Below are 21,689 nucleotides of genomic sequence, written 5' to 3'. Positions count from 1 at the left end.
ACTACTTTTTCATTTGTCTGACATTACTTCAAACATGATTTTTCGCTGATTTCCCCAAGAATCCACCAATGTAAGGAGGTGTTTCCCGGCATCTATCCGGCAGGCTATCTGATGATTATCCCGCGTCTCTCCTAAAAACACATCATCTACGTGCCAGTATATCACAGCTTCCGGACGCGTATGTGCCGCTTTGAAAATAAAATGCTCATATTCACCCGTAAAACCTTTCGGTAAATAAAGTACCGAGTTGTGCTCGGGATAGATAATCTCCAACTGCTGGCTCTGTTCCTGTTCGCAACCCGGTTTAATGGGTGGAAGAGGAATATAATCAATATGATAGTTCCTGTAATAATACGCCTGCGAAGGAGGAAGAACAAACCAAGAGCGGGTAACAATCCGGTCGATCGACTCACAGGAGCTATTCACCCTGAAACGTTCATCGGCAGAAAGATGTACCAGTTGATGATACGGACATAAGCGGGTAACCATACCCGAAAGCGGAATATAGACCGAGTCTACCGGATTACAGATAGAAGAAGCCTTGTAGCCACTGCTTCTGCAAACCGCTACTTTTTCCAATTCATCATACGGCGCATCAAACCAGGAAGTAGCAGGAAGCAAGGTGAAGATATCAAACAAAACGGGGGCCGCATTCCCTACTCCTGTCAGCCCCGGACGGCCTTCGCCCGAAGCATTCCCTACCCATACACCTACTACGTAGCGCGGGGTAACACCTATCGCCCAGGCATCACGGCTTCCGTAGCTGGTACCTGTTTTCCAGGCTATCTGCTTCATCGATTCAAACTGCTGCCAATCCGCTTCTTCTTCCGGACGGTTCAAGGCCGACATAGCCTCAAAGGTAAACCAGAGAGAAGCCGCCGACAAAGACGATTTATCTTTCAAACGCTTATCGGAAAGAGATTCGATAACCGGTTTAGGCTTGGCCGGAAAGGGCGTTAAGGGGTGAATATCCTCCGGATTATAGCGTCCGTTATAGGATCTGTAGTGAGACAAGGTACGAGCCATGGAGGCATACATGCCGGATAAGTCCCAGAGTGTACCTTCCGCACCTCCCAGTATCAAAGCCGCCCCATAATGATCTTCAGAAAAGCGAAGTGTAGTCATTCCCCACTGCTTCAATAGCGTCATAAAGCGCCCGGTATTATACTGCGAGAGCATACGTACCAAGGGAACATTCAGCGAACGCTCGATTGCCCGGTGAGCCGGAACAGCCCCATAAAAGGTCTTGTTATAATTCTGAGGCATAAAGCCATTGATATTGAGCGGAATGTCAGACACAAGCGTAGACGGAAGAATCATGCCGTCGTGCAGCATTCCGGCATATAAAAAGGGTTTCAGGATACTACCCGTACTTCGTGGAGACATAATGACATCCACACTCCCACCCCTTTTCTCATCCTGCATATTGCTCACATTTCCGGCATAAGCCAATACTTCTCCGGTCTCTACATCAGCCACCAAAGCCGCCAGGTTATAGATATGGTTTGAACTATAGCGGGCGGCATAGCGATTCACCAGATCTTGCGTTTGTTTCTGCAACTGGTACTTTACAGATGAAACAATCCGGGTACCTTGTGCCTGAACAGCCAAGCGCGCCAACAGATGCGGAGCTTCATCAGGCAAGGGAAGCGGGGCATCGGGCAAGGGCTCCATACAGGCTAGTTCATAGCCTTGTTCGTCCAAGATTCCTTTCTTATGCAGGACAGCCAGTAAGCGGTCCCGCTTTGCTTTCAGTTGCGTTCGGTTCCTGCCCGGATGTATCAGCGCCGGCGCGTTGGGAAGTATAGCCAGGGTGGCGCTTTCTGCCCATGACAAATCAGTTACCCCTCGTCCAAAATAGCGCCAGGAAGCCGTTTCTACCCCTACCACATTCCCTCCGAAGGGAGCATGCGAGGCATACAGGTTCAATATCTCTTTTTTGCTATGTGTAGTCTCCAGAAACACCGCCCAACACATCTCTATCAGCTTTTCGCGGAAATTCCTGTCCCGGTTGCCCCGGGCAATACGTGCCAACTGCATAGTTATGGTACTTCCCCCGCTCACTACTTTATGGGCTCGTGTATTCAGACGAATAGCCCGGAAGACGGCTACTGGATCAACCCCCAAATGGTAAAAAAAGCGTTTATCTTCATACATCGTCAGACAGGTAATGAACTTATCCGGCAAACTGTCCGTTTCCGGAAAACGCCATTGTCCGTCAGTTGCTATACGAGCGCCTAACAATTCATTATCAGAAGAGTATAAAAGGGTGGAGTAAGGTACAGAAAACAAATTACGGGGCATCAGTAAAAACATAACAAACCATAACAGGAAGATAAGCGCCGGTAATAAAAAAAGCAGTCTATATCTTCGCTGTATCTTCATTTTATTATATTTCTACGTGATTTACTTATCCAATCAAACGCGAAGTTACGTAATTATATTTTAGCTTAATCCGGTATACTGAAATCTTTGTCGGCAAACAAAGCCGCCAGTCCTGATACTTGTTTGAGCCGGAGCAGTTCATCGGCATCCATACCGATATGCTTCATAATCCAGGCATCGCTCATGCCCGAGTTTTTGAGTTCTGCCACGATATTGGTCATCAATGCTATGTTGTGCGTCCCACGGGCACGGTTATGCCTGATAGTAGAAGCCATCCTGTTTGAAAGGTCTTTCTCTATAACAACAACAGGCAGCATTCCTTTCTCGCGCTCGTAGATGCGTTTAGACTTTTTCATAACCTTATACCTGTGATAGCCGTCTACCAGCTCATAGCGATCCTTATCGGGCAGATAATAGCATACGCAAGGCATGGTATATCCATCTTCCCATATCGAGAGTTCGAGTAGTTCCATTTCCGGAGGTGCTACTACATTGGGATTATAGGCATTGGCTTGAATTTTCTCTATAGGTACCGGTTTTATATCATACACCGGGCTTTTGTATTCGTTCATTTGATTTTATGTGTATAAATTTTGATAAAACTCCAAGATTCGCTGCTTACTTTCCAACTCTTTCTTCGTGAGGGAAAAGCCCATGTATTTGCACAGGTGATCATTTTTCAGTATACAGATACACATACGCTTGAAGGTTGGAAGATTCTTAAATTCCGGAGCATCAATATCGTCCTGATACTCCATCCTGACCGGGCGTTTGGAGGTTCGATAATTAGAACGCTCCTGCACATCTATTTCGATACCGCAAGCTCTTAAGGCTTCGATCGTTTCTTCTGCCAGACAGCCCCCTTTATTCCTCCAGAAGCTAATGCTGACAGACAGTTTTTTCAAATAATTCAAACGGGTAGCTTCCGGCAAGGTAGACAAAAGAAAGTGCATATAACTCTCCCAGGTATGCCCTTTCGGCAAGACAGACTTAAATCGCGCCATCGCGCTTGTATTGCCATATAAAGCCGTAAAGTTCACTCCGTTTACACGACAGATCATTTTCCCCCACATATCAGGGTCGATGGCTCGGTAAAGATGCAAACTCTCATGAGCGGCAATGATAAAGGGACTGGCCACCCGTTGTTTATCCAAAGATACACCTGCCTGGTAATAAAGGTCATACAAATGGTTATAGTCCCAACCGAAGCGTCCGTTTGCCGTCCATACATCCGTTGTCAGCCAATCATATATCATATATGCGTTGTATATATCGTCTGATACGCGATGCGTCCATTTCAGATTGCAATACATCAGCTTCTTACGTCCGCTATAGATGGCTTTCCAGCGGTTATGGCTCTCCTGGGTACGTATGCCTACCAGGCTACAGGTTTTTCTTGCCTTTTTCTGGTGATGATACCATTGGGCGAAAAGGTTCTGAAAGTCATAATCCCACAGTTCTTCATTATAAAACGGAAAATGATCCTTTGTATAGCTCCCTTCCGGCATATCCCTTACCCAGATATCCCTATATGCATCATCCCAGGGACGCCAGTACGACTGATGCATAGAGGTACAGGTTACTACTTTAAACGGTACGCAAATACGGTATATTTCAAGAATATCCTGATTGCTTTTGAATACCCGGTCAATATATTGAATCGTTTCATTATACTGCACTTCGTAATCCATACAAAAAACACCGATTTTCTTTGTTATACCGTTTTTCCGCATGTAGTCGACACACAGATTTAACATAATGCCACTATCCTTACCTCCTGAGAAAGAAATATAAATATTATCAAACTCATTAAAGGTAATTTCCAAGCGGCGCATAGCTAATTCATAGACATTTTTTTTCATTGATCTGCACTTTCATTTTTACATATTTACTCCAGTTCAAAACAATTAAAAATCCGTTTTTCTCAAAAACAGGAATATGTCGTATTTGTGTAATTGATTCAATCTCAAAATCAGGGTGAAACTTTTTAATAAGTTTTTTCAATAAGGCAGAAAAAACAGTTTCCTGATCATCCGGTATATAATAATTATTGATCGTAACTTTCCCTTTCCCCATTTTTACAGGGATAAATCCTAGCGTAACTTCATTGTCTACAGCTACAAACCAACGGTATTCGGGTGATGTTTTAAACGGATAATTCTGATTATAACTTAATACATTTTTATTCATCACCAAATGCGCAACCAAGCGATATAATCGTTGATCTTCGCCTTCCAATTCAATAATTTCCATATAAGCCATCCACTTTTTAATCCACAACAGAGAGTCTTTACACGAAGTCGTCGAAACCTTTTTACAAATGTAGTTATTAAGAATATTATTCATCCTTATTTTGGCCTAAAAAATCGCATGCATACGTTTTAAAAATTACATCTAATTCCGGTTAAAAAAATATAGATGATTTTTGTGATTTATCTTTAAATAGTTTTTAAAAAAGAACATCAACAAAGGCGTCGGCCTCTCTCATCGCCTTACGGATACTGGAGAAAACAACATCCGCCACAAAATCAAATCAATAGTAAATATTGGAACCCCAATCATTTTAATCCTATAATTTTAAACTTCCTGCCTTCTAATTTGTTTTATTAATAAGCAGATAAATAATTTCGATAAACGAAAAAGAGGGAAAGTTATTTTGCTTCCCTATTTTTGTTCATCAATAATAAAAACGATTAATATCATGAATTTAACGAAAAAATTATCAGATGCCTTTAATGAACAGATCAAAGCAGAGATGGAGTCTTCTAACCTGTATTTACAAATGGCTGTTTATTTTAAAGATTTAGGACTTTCCGGATGTGCCCATTGGATGATGAAACAAACCGGAGAAGAGACAGAACACGCGCACAAGTTGATAGACTATTCTGTTATGCGCGGAGGTACAGTGACGATTGGCACGATTGATGCCGTTCCCAACAAATGGGATAGCCCGGAAGCTGTCTTTGAGCAGGTGTACAAACACGAATGCTATGTATCAGAGCTGATTGACAAACTGATGGATATTGCTATTGCCGAGAACGATAAGGCAACACAGGATTTCCTTTGGTGGTTCGTTCGCGAGCAGGTAGAAGAAGAAGATACAGCCAAAAGCATTCTCGACAAATTCAAAATATATGGCGTACACGGCCTGTATAGCATCGACCATGAATTAGGTAAACGTGATTAATATTTTTATAAATAAAACCATTTAAAAGTAAAGCAATGAAAAAGTACATCTGTAATGTATGTGAGTACATCTACGATCCGGCAGAAGGAGATCCAGACAGTGGCATAGCACCAGGAACAGCTTTTGAAGATATACCCGACGACTGGGTATGCCCCCTTTGCGGAGTTGGAAAAGACGATTTCTCTCCGGTAGAAGAATAACCCACCTCAAAACAAACGAATTAAATCCGTAATACACATGTATTTACGGATTTTTTTATGTAAAAAAACAAAAAGTTTCATCTGGATGAGAATAAATTCTCATGCGAGTGAGAAAAAGTTCTCATCAGCGTGAGAAAAAATTCTCACCTAGGTGAAACTTTTCGTTTTTAATGCTCAAAAAAGTCTAAAGTGTGCATAATTCGCGCGAATCTTCTTTGATTTTTAGAATGTTTAATTACTTTTGCAGCGCGAGAATTAATAATTGGGTAAGTTGGTTTCGGAACTAACCTGCCATGAAAAATATAAATGTTATGAGTTTAAAGATTATTGTATTAGCAAAACAAGTGCCGGATACACGCAATGTAGGGAAGGATGCCATGAAGGCAGACGGAACTGTAAACCGTGCCGCACTTCCTGCTATCTTCAACCCAGAAGACCTGAATGCACTGGAGCAAGCTTTACAACTGAAAGACGAGCATCCGGGATCAACTGTTACGTTGCTGACAATGGGTCCGGCACGCGCAGCCGAAATCATCAGAGAAGGCTTATACCGTGGAGCAGACGGAGGTTATCTGTTAACCGACCGTGCCTTTGCCGGAGCAGATACACTGGCTACTTCCTATGCCATTTCTATGGCGATCCGTAAAATCAAGGATTACGACCTGATCATTTGCGGACGGCAGGCGATAGACGGTGACACAGCCCAGGTAGGACCTCAGGTGGCCGAGAAGTTAGGATTGTCCCAAATTACATATGCTGAAAACATCCTACAGGTAAAAGACGGAAAAATTACAGTTAAACGTCGCCTGGAAAGAGGTGTTGAAACAGTAGAAGGTAAGCTCCCGATTGTTATTACAGTAAACGGAAGCGCCGCTGATTGCAGACCTCGTAACGCAAAATATATTCAGCAATACAAACATGCTAAGACAGTTACCGAAAAACAAGAGGCTACTGTAGACTATACCGAATTGTTCAGCAATCGTCCTTATCTCAACTTAACAGAGTGGAGCGTAGCCGACGTACAGGCTGATGTGGAACAATGTGGCCTTTCCGGTTCTCCGACAAAGGTTAAAAAGATAGAGAATGTTATTTTCCAGGCCAAAGAAAGCAAAACCTTTGAGCCTACCGATCATAACATCGACGAACTGATGAAAGAATTAATTTTAAACCACACAATCGGATAAGATATGAATAATTTATTTGTATACTGCGAAATAGAAGACGGTATTGTAGCCGATGTGAGCCTTGAGTTGCTGACGAAAGGACGTTCATTGGCCAATACTTTGGGATGTAAGATGGAGGCTGTTGCTATCGGTCATAAACTGGATAGCATTGGTAAGCAGGTATTTCCGTATGGTGTGGATGTGCTTCACGTGTTCGACGATAAGCGCCTGGCTCCTTACACTTCGCTACCTCATACCTCTATTTTGGTAAAACTGTTTGGGGAAGAGAAACCTCAGATTGCCCTGATGGGAGCAACAAGCATTGGACGAGACCTGGGTCCGCGTGTATCTTCCGCCTTGGGAAGTGGCCTGACTGCCGACTGTACCTCCTTAGAGATTGGCGATCACGAAGAAAAGAAAGCTAATAAGGTATATAAAGACCTGCTTTACCAGATACGTCCGGCCTTCGGGGGAAATATCGTTGCTACAATTATCAACCCGGATTGTCGCCCACAGATGGCTACCGTTCGCGAAGGCGTAATGAAAAAAGAGGTAGTAGATGCCAATTACAAAGGCGAAGAAAAGAAACATGATATCAGCAAATTCGTAAGCGATGCCGACTTTGTTGTAAGCGTAATAGACAGGCAAATGGAGAAGAGCAAGACCAATATCAAAGGTTCGCCTATTATTGTGGCGGGAGGATATGGTGTAGGCTCAAAAGAAAACTTCCAGTTGCTATACGACCTGGCAGCCGTTATCGGAGGCGAGGTAGGCGGATCACGCGCCGCTGTAGATGCCGGATATCTTGAGCACGAACGCCAGATCGGACAGACCGGCGTAACCGTTCGTCCGAAGCTTTATATTGCCTGCGGAATATCCGGACAAATCCAGCACATTGCCGGTATGCAGGAAAGCTCTATCATTATTTCTGTGAATAATGACCCGAATGCACCTATCAATACCATTGCCGATTACGTTATAACCGGCTCTGTAGAAGAGGTTCTTCCTAAAATGATTAAGTACTACAAACAGAATACTAAGTAACATGGCCAATTATTTTTTAGATACACCCGGGTTTAAGCATCATCTGCATCACCCGTTGATGAAACGTATCGTTGAACTGAAAGAGCGCAACTATGCCGACAAGGACGAGTTCGATTATGCTCCGTACGATTTCGAAGATGCAATGGATAGTTATGAAAAAGTATTGGAAATTGTAGGCGAAATATGCGACGAGATCATCGCTCCAAACGCAGAAGGCGTAGACCAGGAAGGTCCGAAGGTGAAAGACGGGCGGGTAAGCTATGCTTCAGGCACTCAACAAAACCTGGATACCGTACGTAAAGCCGGATTGATGGGCATTTCCATGCCGCGCAGATACGGTGGGCTAAACTTCCCGATCACTCCCTATATTATGGCTGCCGACATGGTATCACGTGCCGATGCGGGCTTTGAAAACCTCTGGGGATTGCAGGATTGCGCCGAAACACTATACGAATTCGGAAACGAAGATCAGCGCAAGCGTTATATTCCTCGTGTATGTGGGGGAGAAACCATGTCTATGGACCTTACCGAGCCGGATGCCGGATCAGACCTTCAGTCTGTTATGCTGAAAGCTACGTATAGCGAAAAAGACGATTGCTGGTATCTCAACGGTGTGAAGCGTTTCATTACCAATGGCGACTCGGACATCCACTTAGTGCTGGCTCGCTCGGAAGAAGGAACCAGGGACGGACGCGGCCTCTCCATGTTTATCTACGACAAACGTAACGGAGGTGTAAATGTACGTCGTATCGAGAATAAAATGGGTATCAAGGGCTCTCCTACCTGTGAGCTTGTATACAAGAATGCAAAAGCCGAACTTTGCGGAGAACGCAAACTGGGACTTATCAAATATGTAATGGCTCTGATGAATGGTGCCCGCTTGGGAATCATGGCTCAGGCAGTCGGACTTTGTGAAGCTGCCTATCGCGAAGGATATGCCTACGCATTGGAACGCAAGCAGTTCGGAAAAGCTATTATCGAATTCCCTGCTGTTTACGAGATGGTTGCCTTAATGCGTGCCAAGACAGATGCTTCCCGCACCATGTTGTACGAAACCTCCCGCTTTGTGGATGTGTACAAGGCTTTGGAAGATATTTCCAGAGACCGCAAACTGGAACCGGAAGAGCGCCAGGAAATGAAGAAATACAGCAAACTGGCAGATGCCTTCACACCGCTGGGCAAAGGTATGACTACCGAATATGCCAACCAGAATGCGTACGACGCTATCCAGATACACGGCGGTTCAGGATTCATGAAAGACTATGCCTGCGAGCGCTTGTACCGCGACGCACGTATCACCAACATCTACGAAGGAACAACCCAGTTGCAGGTGGTAGCAGCCATCCGCCACGTCACCACCGGTACGTACCTGACTCAGATCCGCGAATACGAAGCGCTGGATTACAAGCCGGAGTTGGAACCTCTTCGCCAGAAGTTAATCGAGATGACATCAAGATATGACGAGATCGTAGGATTGGTAATGGATCCCAAAGACAGCGAGTATCTGGACTTCCACGCACGCCGCCTGGTAGAAACTGCCGGACACTGCATAATGGGCTACCTCCTCTTGCAGGATGCCAACAAGGACGAAGTCAACTTCCGCCGCTCCGCCGAAGTGTACATCACCTACGGACAAGCCGAAGTAAACAAACACTACTCCTACATCACCACTTTCGACCCGAAAGACATCGGATACTTCAAGCATAGTTAAGAAAAACTATATACGTGAAAGGCTGTCTTCCGAGGCAGCCTTTTCTTTTTGGCAATATTCCAAAAATACGTATATTAACGTTCTGTTACGAAAACTACAGAAACAAGTCGAAGGCAGTTGAAAAAGATTATACATATCGATATGGATGCGTTTTATGCGTCTATTGAGCAACGGGACTTTCCGGAGTATCGGGGGAAGCCGCTTGCTGTGGGGTATGCGGAAGCGCGAGGAGTAGTGGCAGCAGCTAGTTACGAGGCCAGGCGCTATGGTGTTCGCTCGGCGATGCCTTCCAAGACGGCTCTGCGCAAATGCCCTTTCCTGATATTTGTTTCGCCACGCTTTGAGGTTTACAAGGAAGTTTCCGACCAGATCATGGAGATATTTCTTGAATACACGGATCTGGTAGAGCCTTTGTCGCTTGACGAGGCGTTTCTCGATGTCACCGAGAATCATAAGAACATGGCCTCAGCCACTCTCATAGCCAAAGAGATTAAAAATCGTATCCGGGAAGTAACCGGTCTGACAGCTTCTGCCGGAGTTTCCTATAATAAGTTTCTGGCAAAAATAGCGTCCGACTATAAGAAGCCTGACGGGCTGTTCCTGATACATCCGAAGGATGCGGAAAAGTTTGTTGAGTCGCTGGAGATCGAACGCTTCTTCGGTGTAGGAAAGGTGACAGCTAAAAAGATGCACCAGTTAGGTATTCATTCGGGCTATGATCTGAAGCAGATGAGCGAAACCTACCTGCTCCAGCACTTCGGGAAAGCGGGGCATCTCTATTACGAGAACGCGCGCGCCATTGACGAACGCGAAGTCAATCCCAACCGTATACGTAAATCCATCGGTGCGGAAAATACCTTTGATACAGACCTGGAACTATCGACAAAGATGGTACTGGAACTATATCACATTGCCCGAAAAACCTGGGAACGTATCGAAGAAAAGCAGTTCTACGGGCGAACCATTACCTTAAAGATAAAATATACCGACTTCGAGATCATTACCCGTAGCAAAACCTTTCCCAATCCCGTTCACGACTTCCGTTTCTTCTGGGATACCTCCAAAGAAATGCTGAAGCATATCGACACTTCGCAGAAGAAAGTCCGTCTGATGGGACTCACCATCAGCAATACCGAAGACGGCCGCCCCGGCCCTCCTCCCAACATCCAACTCGAGCTAAAATTCAAGCCCTGAAAATAGAAACAGGCGCTAAAATAATTTGTACTTTTGATTCGCAACTTTAAAGGTAATACTCCTCTTATGACACATTGGCTTAAAAGAACGGTTTACTGCTCAGCTTCGATCGGCATGGGAGTTTCCGGAATAATGGCGCAGGATCAGGGCAACGAACAAGCGCCCAACGTTATTTATATCATGGCAGACGACCTGGGAATAGGTGACCTGGGCTGCTACGGACAGCGTTTTATCAAGACTCCGGCCATTGATAAGCTGGCGGCCAACGGGATTCGCTTCGCCCAGCATTATTCGGGAAGTACAGTCAGCGCTCCCTCGCGTTGCTCGCTCATGACCGGCAAACATACCGGACATAGCTTTATCCGGGGCAATAAAGGGGTAGTGAGCGAAGAAGGCGACTCCTTCGATTACCCTCTGGCAGCCAATGAGATCACCGTTGGGGAGATTATGAAGCGCAAACACTATGTAACGGCCTGTATCGGGAAATGGGGAATGGGTGGCCCGCATACCGAAGGACATCCGAACAGCCAAGGGTTCGATTATTTCTTTGGCTATCTGGGACAGGCCAATGCCCATCGATATTACCCCCGCTTCCTATTTGAAAATCAAACCAAAGTAAACCTAAACAAGCAGGTTTATTCGCACGACCTCATCATGGGAAAAGTTCTGGATTTCATTCGCGAAAATGCAGGAAAGCCGTTCTTCCTCTACCTCACACCTACCATTCCGCATGCGGATCTAATCGTACCTGACGACGAACTGGGGGAATATGACGGAATGTTCGACGAAAAACCATTCCCTCAGGGAGGATATACGGCTCAGCCGAAACCTCGTGCTACATTCGCCGCGATGGTCAGCCGCTTAGACAGAGGTGTCCAACAAATCATGAATTTGCTTGAAAGCAAAGGTATCGCAGAAAATACAATCGTAATCTTTACGTCTGACAACGGGACGCATATCGAAGGAGGGCACAACCCGTTTGCCTTCAACAGCAGTGGCGGCTTCCGGGGACACAAAAGAGACCTTTATGAAGGCGGCATCCGTACACCCTTTATTGTTTCCTGGCCCAAGAAGATCAGCAAAGGCTTGGTTAGTTACCACGTGTCGGCTTTCTGGGATTTTCTGCCAACGATGTGTGACTTGATAGGCGAACAGGTGCCTCTTGGAGTTGATGGCCTTTCGTATCTACCGGAACTAACGAAAAGTGGCGAACAAAAGAAACATGATTACCTGTACTGGGAATTTCACGAAGAAGGGGGCAAACAAGCCGTCATAAAAGACAATTGGAAGCTAATCACTTTCAACGTCAACAATCCCGGCAAGGCCTATATGGAACTATACAACCTGAATGCCGATCCCTCGGAACAGTTAAATGCTGTAACGCAATACCCGGAAAAAGTGCGGGAACTCAAAACACACATAGAAAGCGCACATTCAAGAAGCCCCTTGTTCCCTTTTAAATCGGAAATGTAACAGCCGGAAATAGCACGTATCCAAAAAAAAATCGCTCGTCACCTATTTTTGTTAGGTAACGAGCGAAAAAATATAACTAATGTGCAAATCAGAAATTGTTACTTCTTGCAATCACATGACAGGTAAGAAACCAGCATCCAGACGGTCTTTTCCTGTTCTTTCAGGTAGTCGCTCATCAAAGCTACGGTTGATTCGTCGTTCACTTCGGAAGCCAGCGACAACAGGGTGCGTTCTTCCTCAATTAGTTTGCCGAGAGAATCAAGGACACTCTTAACGGCTTCATCCCCGCAGGATATGTCTGATACTTCTTTGATGTTTGACACTTTAAGGTATTCGCTGAACTTGTTTTCCGGCACGCCACCCAGCATGAGGATACGTTCTGCTATTTCGTCTACCTTGTCAGCGGCATCGTCATACATGTTTTCAAATTTTTCGTGCAACACGTAGAAACTATGCCCTTTAATATTCCAATGGAATCCGCGAAGGTTTGTGTAGAAGACCTGGAAATCTGCTAATAATTGTTGTAAACCACTTACTACTTTGCCTGCACCTGCAGCATCTAAATGAAGATAATCTAATGTTTTCATAATGTCTGTATTTTATTTATTATTATACGCTTTTCATATCAACACTACAAAGGTACGGCAAGTAATCATATGCGTCAAACAGATAATTTCTATCCGATATAGATTAATTCGATTTCTTCAGGTCACCAATCAGGTTCCAGTCGGGAGGGGTTACGTTCAGCAAATGTTTTACAAAGAAGTCAAAGCGCTTCCGGTCGCCATAATCGCCGCCCAGCGTGTGATTCATGCCCGGCACAATCACCAGTTCGAATTCCTTGCCTGCCTTGATCAGGGCATTTGCTACCTGCATGGTAGAAGCTGGGTCTACATTGTCGTCCAGTTCGCCCACCATCAACATCAGCGGGCGGGTGAGCAGATGCGCATTCTCTACGTTGCTACAGGCAATATAACTGCTATCAACCGGATATCCCATCCATTGTTCGTTCCACCAGATCTTATCCATGCGATTGTCATGGCATCCGCAGGCAGCATAGGCTGCTTTGTAAAACTCCGGATGAAACAAGACAGCCCACATCGCTTCCTGCCCACCGGCAGAAGCTCCGTAGATACCTACTTTTTCTATGTCCATAAAGGGATACTTATTGGCGGCTGCTTTTATCCAGGCCTTGCGGTCCGGGAATCCGGCATCCTTCAGATTTTTGTAGATGATGCTTTCAAATGCCTTGCTGCGGAAAGAAGTCCCCATCCCGTCGCATTGTACAACGATAAAGCCCAGCTCTGCTATCTGTTGCGCAGTGGCCATAAAGGGGCGGAAGGCTTTCTGCGTATAGGCGCTGCCGGGACCTGCGTAGATGTACTCTATCACCGGATATTTCTTTTTCGGGTCGAAGTTCGTAGGTCGGTAGATAACGCCCCAGATGTCCGTTTTATTGTCGCGCCCTTTGGCTACAAAAGGCTCCGGAGCTATCCAACCGGCCTCTTTCAAGGCTGTCAGGTTGGGCGATTCCAGTTCCATCAGTATCTTGCCGTCTTTGCCGTCGCGCAAAACCGCTTTGGGGGCGACGTCCACTTTAGACCAAACATCAACCATATATTTCCGGTCGGCAGAAAACCAAGCCGTATGCATTCCCTCTTCCAGGCTAAGGCAGGTCAGGCCGCTTCCATCTATGTTGATACGGTAGTAACGAACCAAGTAGGGGTCTTCCTTTTTAGCCATTCCGCTGGCCGAGAAATAAATCAGGCGGTTCTCTTCATCTACATATAGTACCTCTCTTACATACCACTCGCCCTTGGTGATTTGCGCCTTTACCTTTGCAGAGGCTTTGTCTATCAAATAGAGATGATTCCAGTTGTCTCGCTCACTCATCCATATTATTTCGTTCGTGCCTGCCAGATCTTTTCTGAAATAGCGTCTGTAATTCACAAAGGTATCGCTTGTTTCTTCTATTAGCGGGCGAACCAAGCCTGTTTCAGCCGAGAACTCCAACACCCGGTACACCTGGTGCCCTCTCTGGTTATACTCAAATAAAACGGACTTGCTGTCTGCTTCCCATTCCAGGCGGGCCAGGTAATACTGGGAAGCGAACAGTTCTGTAGAGGGGGCAAGGTGTTGTCCACTCTCTACATGGAAAATATGCGGAACATAGAAAGGTAAGGCATCACCCGGTTTGGCATATTCGCGGGTATGCAGTTTGGGTTGCAACTGGTCGGCAGGTGACGATTCTACCATATAGAAATATTGCCTTTCGGCAGGGCGTATCTTCATGACAGCTAGCTTCCGGGAATCCGGCGACCACCGAATATCCGTAGAATAATACTCGCCGGCTGCCCCGTCATTGCTCAGGGCTTTTATCTGCCCACTAGCCACTTCTTTTACATACACATTGCTGTTTTTGATGAAAGCGATTCGCTGTTTATCGGGCGAAGGTATCGAGTCGCCTGTCTTTTCGTCATCCCATTCGCCCCAATAGCGGCTGCTACGCCTTCCGGCCATTTGTGCCGCCTCTGCCTGTAACCGTTGTTTCATACTGTCCGGCATGATGGTCCGCTTCTTCTTATCGGCATCTACCAGTATATATTCATCTCCTGCAGATGTATTATTCACATACCAAAAAGAATGTGTATCCCCTAGCCAACGGGGATACACATTTGCGCCGGGAATCAGATTCCTGAACTTCTCCGGCAAGGAATAGGCACGTTTGTAATCATCTATCGTTCCTTGTCCGTAAGATATCGTTACAGACAAAAGAACACCTAATAAAACCAAATGTATTTTTTTCATATCACTCTACTGACCATTCAAACAAACCTGCTGCATTTTTTTCCGGTAAAACTACCTCCAGTTTCAAGGCTTTTGTCGTCACCGGGTCGAAAAGGACTTCATTACTCATCCCTTTCTCTATTCCGTAAGACGTAGAATTAGCTACTGCTTGCCAGTTTCCGGCAGTATCCCGGTAGTAGACTTTCCAACTTTGAGGAAGACGGCATCCGCCCCAGGGCGCGTCGTCGTACCAGTAAACAGAAGAGGCAGTCACCTTCTGAGGCGTATCAAACTCATACGCAATCCATTCGATTGTACCTTCTTTCGGCCACCAATGAAAATAGGGAGCGCTTCGATCTTCTCCTCCTTTGGGCATCATTCCGTCGTTTACAGCTGTTATGGATTTGGCTTCGTGCGAGGAAGTTACCTTTGCATTGGTAGTGATAGTAGGAGGTGCAGACGGGCGGGTAGCACTTACATCCTGAGGCAACCAGACTGCCATCTCGCCGCTTCCCCTATGCGCCCAGGCATAATAAGGAATGAGCGACAAAGTAACATCCCGGGTCTGTAAGCGGCCTTTCTCGTCATAGTTCAAAGCCTGTGCCTTTGTGTTGATCTGCCTGATGCCATGCAGTAGGCCCGGCTTGCTTTCAACTGTAAATTCCGGCTTACGATTCATAAATACACTCAAGATGCTGAAGTCGTTGTCCGGCCATTCGGCACAATAGACAACTGGTCCTCTTTCTACAGCCACACGCCCATTGTCTGCTTCCACGTTCGGATGCGCTTTTACCGTACGAGGCTCCATATCGAAATGTACCTCTACTACATCCCCCTTCTTCCATTGGCGGGAGATATTGAAGTAACCTTTATCCAGCTCGGCTTCCATTGGCGATCCGTTCACTTTCACCGTATAATTCAGTTGCTTGCGATCTGTATAACTATACAGCTTGCTGGGAACTACCTCGTTTTGTACCCATCCGGGGATACGTATTTTCAAGGTAAAGTCTTGCTTGCCTTTGGGAGTCACTTCCATGCGGATATCTCCGTTCCAGGGGTAATCTGTCGTTTGCTTAAGTGTCAGTTTCTTTCCTCCTACTTCTATTTCAGAGGTGTTGCCCATAAAGAGATTCACATATACGTCCTTATCCTTCACGGCATAAACATATCCCGGCAAAGAAGGGATGAAACGGCAAACGTTAGACGGGCAACAGGCACAGCCAAACCAGGGCTGACGCTGATGCTGCCCTATGGATTCCAGCGGATTGGGATAGAAAAAGCCCCCGCCGTCCAGTGAAACACCCGAGATTAGCCCATTATATAATGTACGTTCCAACACATCATAATACTTAGACTCGCCATGCAAGAGGAACAAGCGGTAATTCCAATACACATTACCTATCGCCGCGCAGGTCTCGCAATAGGCAGACATATTGGGCAGTTCGTAATTCTTGCCGAACGCCTCTCCGTGACTTGTAGCCCCTATCCCACCGGTGATATACAGCTTCTTGGTAACTACATTCTCCCAGATATTATCAATAGCATGGATGTAACCGGCATCTCCGGTAAGAGCTGCTACGTCTGCCATGCCCGAGTACATATAGGCTGCACGTACAGCATGCCCCACGGCTTCGTCTTGTTCGAGCACGGGCTTGTGCGCCTGGCTATACTCGTCCTGCCGGGTGGTATATCCACGTTTGTCGAGGAAAAACCTCGCCAGATCCAAGTATTTTTGTTGCCCTGTAACCAGGTATAGCTTGGCTAAGGCCATTTCTGCTATCTGATGTCCGGGTACCTTCACCTGTTTGCCGGAACCCTCCCCTATCTCGCCCTCTACACAGTCTGCATACTTGATGGCGATATCCAGGAAGTTTCGTTTGCCCGTAGCTTGATAATGCGCAATGGCGCCTTCTATCATGTGCCCCAGGTTGTAGAACTCATGACTTAGCTCTTCTACCTTCTCCCAGCGCTGGCTTCCCGCCCATTCGTGCGGATGTTCGGGATTCATTGTACGGGAAGTAAACAGATAGCCATCGGCTTCCTGTGCCGCAGCAACAATCACCAATACGCTATCTATATACTTCGCCAATTGTTTGTCCGGGTATGTTTGCATAGAATAGCTGGCCCCTTCAATTGTCTTATACACATCCGTATCGTCGAAAGACAAGCCTTCCACTTTATAAAGCGGACTGGGATTAGCAGCTTTCACAAAATTCTCATAACGCCCTGTCTCCTCGCATTTACTGAAGGCAAGGGGTATCGTTACTTCGCGGCTGGCTTTTAAGCGTTGCCCCCAAAAAGCGTCTGTTACCTTCACAGATGTAAAAGGCACCGGATTGATCGGGTAACCATGAGCTTGCTCTTTCTTCTGCGCCTGCATCCCGCAGACGATAGAAAGCAATAAAACAAAAACAGCTATTCTTCTCATACTATTAGATTTATAACGTTAGATTATGTCTCGTTACTTTTAGTTTACTTTCCATTCAATAACACCGCCTGAATAGCCTCTGCGCGTTACATCTACCACTTGCGGACCTTTTTCTTCTACTGAAGCCTGCTCAGGGGCTTTGGGTCGCTGAAGTTGGGCTACCAGCTTCAGTTCGGTAGTCGTAACCGGGTCGAATGTTACCTTATTGTACTTGTCGATTTCCGTACCATAGCCCGAAGGATTCTTCACTTCCTTCCAGGTATTGCCCTCTTTGTACATTAACTTCCATGATTCGGGTTCTTTATAAATCACGTCGTAATGCTCAAAGGCCAACCAGTACACTTCTACACTTGACACCGTTTCCGGCTTTTCAAACTTGTAACCGATGGTTTCCTCCGTACCCCAACGCAGCCACCAATAGTGGTATGGCGTATTGATATCGTCCGAAGAAGACGGCTCAAACTGGTCATTGAAGCCCCAGCCGTTTACCATTTCAGCCCGTGAGGCAATCGTAGGTTCCGGCTTGATTTTCGCATCTTCTTTCCTTTCGGGTGTCCAGACAGCCAGTTGCCCCTTCCCCCGGTTATTCCATGTACTGTAAGGAATGGCTTTAAAGGTGAATGGTTTTTCCACAAGCGCTTTATCGGCTCCTTTCTCTACCTTGTAAGCATCACCCGTTAACACTACTACTCCGTTAAGCATACTCTTCTCGTAGTGAGCGTTAATCTTTGACTCGCGGGGAACAACAATATCAAAAAGATAGGCTTCCGGCTGATCGATACTCTCCATCACATACAGAACCGGCCCACGTTCCATTGCCAACAGGCCTTTGTCATACTTTACTTCTTCGCACGCCTGTACTCTTCTGACGGGCATGTCGATATGAAGGGATACTTTGTCGCCTGATTTCCACTCCCGACTGATCACAGCATAGCCATGACTGATCTGTTGTTTCACGTCTTTTCCGTTGACAGAGAGCCTTACCTTTGGCTGTGCATTGTCCACATAATGATACAAATCAGTAGGCACCGGCTTATCAACTGCCCATCCCGGAATACGCAACATCAGCGAGAAATCAGCGGCTTCCGACGGATTTACCGTCAGTTCCACATCGCCCTCCCAGGGGTAGTTGGTTTGCTGCAGCAGTCCTATCTCCATATCATTCAGTTTGACAGTGGCTTTTCCCTCTGCATACAAATTTACAAAAATTCCTTGATTATTCGTAGCATACATATAACCCGGAACAGAAGCCATGAAACGGGTCACATTTCCCGGGCAGCAAGCGCAGCCAAACCACTCTTCCCGCTCGTGTACGCCATCAGAGGCCATCGGATTATCATAGAAGAATTTATCACCGCTTAATGACACACCGGCAATCAGGCCGTTATACAAAGCTCTTTCCAACACATCTGCATACTGCGATTCTCCGGTTGCCAGAAACATCCGGTGGTTCCAATATACATTAGCTATAGAGGCGCAGGTTTCGCAATAATTATTGAAATTATTCAGCTCGTAATCAGGGCCAAAACCCTCTCCCTGCGGGCGAGAGCCTATCCCACCGTTTAAATACAACTTCCTACTTGCCATGTTATTCCACACACGCTTAACAGCATTCAGTAGTTCTTCATCCTGCTGTAGTACGGCAACATCCGTTACGCCGGAGTAGAAATAAGCTGCGCGAACTGCATGCCCTACAATCTCCTCCTGCTCCAATACCGGCATATGATCCTGGCTATAGATGCCCGGTTGACGCCCGTTGGAGAGCCTTCCCGCTTCATCGACAAAGTATCGTGCCTGATCCAGGTATTTCTGCTCGCCTGTTACGTCGTACAGCTTTACAAGTGCCATCTCAATAATAGGATGTCCGGAAGGGTACTTGATCTGTCCTTCGCCCAGACCAAAGGTTTCACACACCAGGTCGGCATTCTTCAGTGCCACATCCAGTAAGGTACGCTTACCGATAGCCTTATAATGAGCTACGGCTGCTTCGTACAGATGCCCGCTGTTGTACAATTCGTGACTGTTTATCTTCTCCCAGCGGGAGCTTCCCCACCAGCGCGACAAACGCTCGCATTTGTTGGTTACACAGGTAGTCAGATAACCGTCCGGCTCCTGTGCTGCAGCAATCAGGACAATAACACTGTCCAGATAGGCATCCAGCTTCGGATCATACTTTACGGCCAGCGAATACGAGGCTCCTTCTATAATCTTATAAGGATCCGTATCGTCAAAGGAGAAGTCGCCTTTATGCTCCCCTTTGATCAGTCCACCTGCCAGTGCGAAGTTGTCGAACCGGCCATTGATCTCGCATTGGTGGAAAGCCGAAGGGATAGACACCGTCCGGTTGACCTCTATGCGAGGCGCCCAGAAGTTATCTGTCAGTTGTACCTGGGTAAAGGAAACTTCGCGAATAGGCGTAAAAGGCTCTTCGCTCTGCTGAGAGCTACAAGAGCTAAGAGCCCACGCCATTAGTGCTACTATTATAGCATTTTTCATCTCTTACTTATTTATCAATTATATCCCGGATTTTGTTTCAGGTTGGCATTCGCCTGAAGCGTTTCCAGTGGTATAGGAAATATCGCTGTATGGCCATCAGTTACCGCTGTATGGTTAAACCAGTTCTTAGTAGAGAAGGTTCCAAAGCGTATCATGTGCGTACGGCGTTGTGCCTCACAGGCAAACTCAAAGCCGTATTCGTCATACAATCCTCCCAGATAGACCGGAGACTGGTCGCCGAGAACATCTATATTGTTGTCCCAGTCTAATGTTCCGTACTTGATCTTTGTATCACCCTTCAGGTAGTCAACCGTTACCTTTGCCTTTTGCGGATTGTCGAATACACGGGCACGTATCTGAGACACGATACTAGCAGCTTCCTGCTCGTCTCTGCCTAAACGCAATAAGCATTCGGCCTTAATCATCAACGTTTCCGCATAACGGAAATACGTAAAGTCATTGCCCCATGCCCAGGCGGTAACATTGTCATATTCATACTTGCCTACACGGTATCCGTAATCAATGCTGGTATGGTTCACACCATCCTTGATACAGGTTAAAGAAGGTAGATAGTTCTTTGCAGTCCAGATAAGTTCGTTAGGATTGTTATAGGCATATCTCTCACCCATGATCCAGGTTTTCTGCAAACGCAAGTCTTCCTGGTCATATGCATTAATAAACTGCGGATTGGCGCAAGAACCTCCCCAGCACTGGTAAGAAGAACCAAAATGTAACTTGGAAACCGGAGGATACCACTTGGCAAACTGGTAGAAGCCGCCATACGTCCTGTCGTAAGGCACATTGAAGATACACTCCTTATTATTATGATCCAGATCCATTTTAAAGTTGTCAGAAAAATCTGCCGACAGGCTGTAAATGCCTGAGTCTATAATCTTATTGGCGTATTCCAGCGCTTTTTCCCACTGAGGGGTTCCGGTATATACCTGTGCATTCAGGTGCATACGGGCCAGGATCATATAAGCTGCCCACTGGTTGATACGCCCATAGGTGCTCACATCTGCCTTTGAACTTAACAGAGGCATTATCTCCAGTATCTCACTGGCTATGAAATTGAAGAGTTCCTGACGGGTAGACTGAGTAGGTACCTCATCCGTAAAAGCAGTTACAATCGGCACATTCCCGTGTGTATCAAGCAAAATAGAGTACCAGAAAGCACGCACGGCGCGTAGCTCAGCCAGGGTAGCCTCTTTCAAATCACCTACAGGAAGCTCATCCCGCTCAATCTGGTCCATAACCCGGTTGGCATTATTTATACCTTCATAACATCTGCCATAGGTACTTTCGGGCTGTCCCTGTTCAGACGTCCAGGCGTGCTGGTGCATCCGTCGGTAGGTACCTCCATCGTCCCATCCGTTGGGGCGTGTAGGGGTAATGATACAATCGCCCGGCTCTTCCTGAAGGTCAAAATAGCCATACCAGTCCATCATGTAACGCATAGGCGAATAGGCGCTTCCGATAAGAGCCGACACATCCTTATCCGTAGGAATAAAGGAAGATTCCGTTATCTCTGCATATACTTCTTCTTCGAGGTCGAAACAGCTGGTTAGCATCAAGCTGGCTGTTAGCATGTATAAGCCCCATTTATATATCTTTTTCATAA

The 21,689-nt window shown here is 46.2% G+C and carries 16 protein-coding genes; 7 read left to right on the top strand and 9 right to left on the bottom strand.

The features are described from left to right. Positions 1 to 9: 9 nt before the first annotated feature. The 4 genes from pbpC to M2470_RS04060 all read right to left on the bottom strand — a co-directional run bounded on the left by pbpC (position 10) and on the right by M2470_RS04060 (position 4,638). Positions 10 to 2,385 (bottom strand): penicillin-binding protein 1C, encoded by a 2,376-nt coding sequence (gene pbpC, locus M2470_RS04075; RefSeq protein ID WP_280743829.1) that lies wholly within the window; start codon positions 2,383 to 2,385, stop codon positions 10 to 12. Positions 2,386 to 2,450: 65 nt separating this feature from the next. Then, positions 2,451 to 2,957: a ParB/RepB/Spo0J family partition protein gene (locus M2470_RS04070; protein ID WP_280743830.1), complete on the bottom strand. Its 507-nt coding sequence runs from the start codon at positions 2,955 to 2,957 to the stop codon at positions 2,451 to 2,453. Between the two features lie 6 nt (positions 2,958 to 2,963). Continuing rightward, the gene (locus M2470_RS04065) at positions 2,964 to 4,247 is read right to left on the bottom strand and encodes a DUF3440 domain-containing protein (RefSeq protein WP_280743831.1); all 1,284 of its coding nucleotides are present in this window, start codon (positions 4,245 to 4,247) and stop codon (positions 2,964 to 2,966) included. Further along, a complete protein-coding gene (locus tag M2470_RS04060; RefSeq protein WP_280743832.1) occupies positions 4,228 to 4,638 on the bottom strand; it encodes a hypothetical protein in 411 nt (136 codons plus the stop codon). The genes M2470_RS04065 and M2470_RS04060 overlap by 20 nt, the downstream gene beginning before the upstream one ends. Positions 4,639 to 5,086: 448 nt before the next feature. Between M2470_RS04060 and M2470_RS04055 the strand changes: the two genes are divergently transcribed. The 7 genes from M2470_RS04055 (at position 5,087) to M2470_RS04025 (ending at position 12,357) form a co-directional block, all read left to right on the top strand. Then, positions 5,087 to 5,572 (top strand): ferritin, encoded by a 486-nt coding sequence (locus tag M2470_RS04055; protein ID WP_280743833.1) that lies wholly within the window; start codon positions 5,087 to 5,089, stop codon positions 5,570 to 5,572. 35 nt (positions 5,573 to 5,607) lie between these two features. Next, positions 5,608 to 5,772: a rubredoxin gene (gene rd, locus M2470_RS04050; protein ID WP_280743834.1), complete on the top strand. Its 165-nt coding sequence runs from the start codon at positions 5,608 to 5,610 to the stop codon at positions 5,770 to 5,772. Between the two features lie 311 nt (positions 5,773 to 6,083). Then, positions 6,084 to 6,956 carry an electron transfer flavoprotein subunit beta/FixA family protein gene (locus tag M2470_RS04045; RefSeq protein WP_280743835.1) on the top strand — a complete coding sequence of 291 codons (873 nt, stop codon included), beginning with the start codon at positions 6,084 to 6,086 and terminating at the stop codon, positions 6,954 to 6,956. Between the two features lie 3 nt (positions 6,957 to 6,959). Continuing rightward, positions 6,960 to 7,979, top strand: a complete 1,020-nt coding sequence (locus tag M2470_RS04040) for an electron transfer flavoprotein subunit alpha/FixB family protein (RefSeq protein WP_280743836.1) — start codon at positions 6,960 to 6,962, stop codon at positions 7,977 to 7,979. A 1-nt stretch (position 7,980) separates the two neighbouring features. Further along, positions 7,981 to 9,690 carry an acyl-CoA dehydrogenase family protein gene (locus tag M2470_RS04035; RefSeq protein WP_280743837.1) on the top strand — a complete coding sequence of 570 codons (1,710 nt, stop codon included), beginning with the start codon at positions 7,981 to 7,983 and terminating at the stop codon, positions 9,688 to 9,690. 117 nt (positions 9,691 to 9,807) lie between these two features. Beyond that, positions 9,808 to 10,884, top strand: a complete 1,077-nt coding sequence (gene dinB, locus M2470_RS04030; protein ID WP_280743838.1) for a DNA polymerase IV — start codon at positions 9,808 to 9,810, stop codon at positions 10,882 to 10,884. Positions 10,885 to 10,950: 66 nt separating this feature from the next. Continuing rightward, positions 10,951 to 12,357: an arylsulfatase gene (locus tag M2470_RS04025; protein ID WP_280743839.1), complete on the top strand. Its 1,407-nt coding sequence runs from the start codon at positions 10,951 to 10,953 to the stop codon at positions 12,355 to 12,357. A 98-nt stretch (positions 12,358 to 12,455) separates the two neighbouring features. Here the strand turns inward: M2470_RS04025 and M2470_RS04020 are convergent, their stop codons facing one another. The 5 genes from M2470_RS04020 to M2470_RS04000 all read right to left on the bottom strand — a co-directional run bounded on the left by M2470_RS04020 (position 12,456) and on the right by M2470_RS04000 (position 21,687). After that, positions 12,456 to 12,944, bottom strand: a complete 489-nt coding sequence (locus M2470_RS04020; protein ID WP_280743840.1) for a Dps family protein — start codon at positions 12,942 to 12,944, stop codon at positions 12,456 to 12,458. 103 nt (positions 12,945 to 13,047) lie between these two features. Beyond that, positions 13,048 to 15,165: a S9 family peptidase gene (locus M2470_RS04015; protein WP_280743841.1), complete on the bottom strand. Its 2,118-nt coding sequence runs from the start codon at positions 15,163 to 15,165 to the stop codon at positions 13,048 to 13,050. Between the two features lies 1 nt (position 15,166). Beyond that, complete coding sequence (locus M2470_RS04010) at positions 15,167 to 17,572, bottom strand: beta-L-arabinofuranosidase domain-containing protein (RefSeq protein ID WP_280743842.1); 2,406 nt, start codon at positions 17,570 to 17,572, stop codon at positions 15,167 to 15,169. A gap of 39 nt (positions 17,573 to 17,611) precedes the next feature. Beyond that, positions 17,612 to 20,068 carry a glycoside hydrolase family 127 protein gene (locus M2470_RS04005; RefSeq protein ID WP_280743843.1) on the bottom strand — a complete coding sequence of 819 codons (2,457 nt, stop codon included), beginning with the start codon at positions 20,066 to 20,068 and terminating at the stop codon, positions 17,612 to 17,614. Between the two features lie 14 nt (positions 20,069 to 20,082). Next, positions 20,083 to 21,687 (bottom strand): RagB/SusD family nutrient uptake outer membrane protein, encoded by a 1,605-nt coding sequence (locus tag M2470_RS04000; RefSeq protein ID WP_280743844.1) that lies wholly within the window; start codon positions 21,685 to 21,687, stop codon positions 20,083 to 20,085. Positions 21,688 to 21,689: the final 2 nt, after the last annotated feature.

The organism is Parabacteroides sp. PH5-46 (assembly GCF_029892785.1).
Lineage (GTDB): Bacteria > Bacteroidota > Bacteroidia > Bacteroidales > Tannerellaceae > DFXE01.
This window is presented reverse-complemented; position numbering and strand designations above follow the sequence as displayed.

Bases quoted from the DNA above. Each gene is read 5' to 3' on its own strand.
- M2470_RS04015 (WP_280743841.1), bottom strand. From the start codon at position 15,165: ATGAAAAAAATACATTTGGTTTTATTAGGTGTTCTTTTGTCTGTAACG.
- M2470_RS04065 (WP_280743831.1), bottom strand. From the start codon at position 4,247: ATGAAAAAAAATGTCTATGAATTAGCTATGCGCCGCTTGGAAATTACC.
- M2470_RS04020 (WP_280743840.1), bottom strand. From the start codon at position 12,944: ATGAAAACATTAGATTATCTTCATTTAGATGCTGCAGGTGCAGGCAAA.
- M2470_RS04040 (WP_280743836.1), top strand. From the start codon at position 6,960: ATGAATAATTTATTTGTATACTGCGAAATAGAAGACGGTATTGTAGCC.
- M2470_RS04035 (WP_280743837.1), top strand. From the start codon at position 7,981: ATGGCCAATTATTTTTTAGATACACCCGGGTTTAAGCATCATCTGCAT.
- M2470_RS04045 (WP_280743835.1), top strand. From the start codon at position 6,084: ATGAGTTTAAAGATTATTGTATTAGCAAAACAAGTGCCGGATACACGC.
- M2470_RS04025 (WP_280743839.1), top strand. From the start codon at position 10,951: ATGACACATTGGCTTAAAAGAACGGTTTACTGCTCAGCTTCGATCGGC.
- M2470_RS04005 (WP_280743843.1), bottom strand. From the start codon at position 20,068: ATGAAAAATGCTATAATAGTAGCACTAATGGCGTGGGCTCTTAGCTCT.
- pbpC (WP_280743829.1), bottom strand. From the start codon at position 2,385: ATGAAGATACAGCGAAGATATAGACTGCTTTTTTTATTACCGGCGCTT.
- M2470_RS04060 (WP_280743832.1), bottom strand. From the start codon at position 4,638: ATGGAAATTATTGAATTGGAAGGCGAAGATCAACGATTATATCGCTTG.
- M2470_RS04010 (WP_280743842.1), bottom strand. From the start codon at position 17,572: ATGAGAAGAATAGCTGTTTTTGTTTTATTGCTTTCTATCGTCTGCGGG.
- M2470_RS04070 (WP_280743830.1), bottom strand. From the start codon at position 2,957: ATGAACGAATACAAAAGCCCGGTGTATGATATAAAACCGGTACCTATA.
- rd (WP_280743834.1), top strand. From the start codon at position 5,608: ATGAAAAAGTACATCTGTAATGTATGTGAGTACATCTACGATCCGGCA.
- M2470_RS04000 (WP_280743844.1), bottom strand. From the start codon at position 21,687: ATGAAAAAGATATATAAATGGGGCTTATACATGCTAACAGCCAGCTTG.
- M2470_RS04055 (WP_280743833.1), top strand. From the start codon at position 5,087: ATGAATTTAACGAAAAAATTATCAGATGCCTTTAATGAACAGATCAAA.